The 2,314-nt window shown below is 74.8% G+C and carries 3 protein-coding genes; all 3 read left to right on the forward strand.

The genetic code is table 11. The annotated features are described in order from the left end of the window. Window positions 1-1,023: chorismate-binding protein (locus FNQ90_RS20070; RefSeq protein WP_182607641.1), on the forward strand; the 1,023-nt coding region annotated here is incomplete at its 5' end. Beyond that, the gene (locus FNQ90_RS20075; protein ID WP_182607642.1) at window positions 1,020-1,865 is read left to right on the forward strand and encodes an aminotransferase class IV; all 846 of its coding nucleotides are present in this window, start codon (window positions 1,020-1,022) and stop codon (window positions 1,863-1,865) included. The genes FNQ90_RS20070 and FNQ90_RS20075, both read left to right, overlap by 4 nt. A 45-nt stretch (window positions 1,866-1,910) precedes the next feature. Continuing rightward, window positions 1,911-2,314 (forward strand): GNAT family N-acetyltransferase (locus tag FNQ90_RS20080; protein WP_182607643.1); only part of this gene is annotated, 404 nt, incomplete at its 3' end.

Consider the following 2,314-nt stretch of genomic DNA (forward strand, 5'->3'; position numbering starts at 1 on the left):
CCCCGGGCCACCGGCCGCCGGCACGCCCCGGACCCCGGACACTGGACCTCCTCGCTGGACCGGGCCGCCTACACCGCCGGGGTGCGGAGGATTCGCGACCACATCGCCGCGGGCGAGGTCTACCAGGCCAACCTGTGCCGGGTGCTCTCCGCGCCCGTCGGTGCCGACACCGATGCCGACGCCCTCGCCGCCGATCTGGCGGCGGGCAACCCGGCCCCCCATGCCGGCGTGATCCGGCTCCCCTCCCGGGGAGTCGAGATCGCCTGCGCCTCCCCCGAACTCTTCCTGCGCCGGGAGGGCGCCGTGGTCGTGTCCGGGCCGATCAAGGGGACCGGGCGCACCGAGGCCGACCTGCTGGAGAAGGACCGCGCCGAGAACGTCATGATCGTGGACCTGGTCCGCAACGACATCGGACGGATCTGTCTGCCGGGGACGGTCACCGTCCCCCGCCTGTGCGCCGTGGAGGCGCACCCCGGTCTGGTCCACCTCGTCTCCACCGTTCGCGGCGAGCTGCGCGAGGACACCGGGTGGCCGGAACTGCTCGCGGCGACCTTCCCGCCGGGCTCGGTGACCGGTGCCCCCAAGTCCAGCGCCCTGCGGATCCTGCGGGCCCTGGAGACGGCCCCGCGCGGTCCCTACTGCGGAGCCGTCGGCTGGGTGGACGCCGACCGTCGACGCGCCGAACTGGCGGTGGGCATACGCACCTTCTGGATCGAACGCGTCCCCTCGGGCGCCGGTGAACTGCGGTTCGGCACCGGAGCCGGCATCACCTGGGGGTCGGACCCCGAAAGGGAGTGGCGGGAGACGGAACTCAAGGCATCGCGCCTGCTCGCCATCGCCGCCGGTCGACGCCCGGAACGGAGGACCGACGACCCCGACCGCGCCGAAACGGTGGGGCACGGCGCAGCGGCACCCGGCGACGGGGGTACCGTCGCCCGAACGGGAGTCCCCGGAGGGCCGGGGGAGCGGGAACGGCGCGGGGCGGACATCCGACCCCGCCGGGAGAACGAGGCGATGCGGTGAGGATCTGGCTCAACGACACCATGACGGACGCCGACGAGGCGTCGGTCTCGGCCCTGGACCACGGCCTGACCGTCGGTGACGGGGTCTTCGAAGCGGTCAAGACGGTCGAGGGGGTGCCCTTCGCGCTCACCCTCCACCTGGAGCGGATGCGACGTTCCGCCGCGGGCCTCGGCCTGCCCGCCCCGCACACCGATCTCGTCCGCCGGGCCTGCGCCGCGGTGATCGACGCCGAGCCCCACCCCTTGGGACGGTTGCGGATCACCTTCACCGCGGGGCGTGGCCCCCTGGGGTCGATGCGGTTCGCCGCACCGGGCGCGCCCACCCTGGTCGTCGCCCACGAGGGATACGAGCCGCGCCCGGACACCACCGCCGCGATCACCGTCCCGTGGACCCGCAACGAGCGCGGCGCCCTGGCCGGCCTGAAGACCACCTCCTACGCGGAGAACGTCCTCGCGCTGGCCCGGGCCCGGGAGGCGGGGGCCTCCGAGGCGATCTTCCCCAACACCGCCGGCCTGCTGTGCGAGGGCACCGGCAGCAACGTCTTCGTCGTCGTCGGCGGGGACATCCTCACCCCGCCCCTCTCCTCGGGCTGTCTGGCGGGCATCACCCGGGCGCTGGTGGTGGCGTGGAGCGGCGCGCGGGAGGTCGATCTGCCGCTGGAGGTGTTGCGGGAGGCGGACGAGATCTTCCTGACCTCCACCACCCGGGACGTCCAGGCGCTCCACCGGGTCGACGACCGGGAGGTGTCCGACGCCCCCGGACCGGTCACCGCCCGGTTGATGAGTGAGTTCACCGAGCGCTCGAGCGCCGACCGCGACCCCCGACCGGCGATGGTCGGCTGAACCCGGGCGGATCCGCGGCGGCCCGTCCCGGGTAGACATGTCGGCATGACCGTCACCCTGCGACCGCGGGAGCCCGAACGGACCACCCCGGAGGGCGGTTTCCGGTGCTCCTACCTGCTGTGCGACAACGGTCGTCCGATCGGTGAGCTCGTTCTCTCCGCCGAGGGCGATCCACCCCGGCGGGGCCGGATCGACCACCTGTGGGTGGCGGAGCCGGAGCGTCGGCGCGGGCGGGGTGGCATCGCCCTGCTCGCGGCGGAGGAGGCGCTGCGTTCCCGGGGCTGCGACCGGGTACGGGCCCGGCTCCCCCTCGCGCCCGACGCTCCGGGGGACGTCGTGGCCGCCACCGGGCTCGCCGAGGCGTTCGGCTACCGGCCGCTGGGGGTGGATCTGCGCCGTGCCCCGACGGGGGAGCGGGCGGACGAACCGGGGGCGTCGCGGGGCGGGAC

Source organism: Streptomyces alkaliphilus (genome assembly GCF_014141535.1).
Taxonomy (GTDB): Bacteria; Actinomycetota; Actinomycetes; order Streptomycetales; family Streptomycetaceae; genus Streptomyces; species Streptomyces alkaliphilus.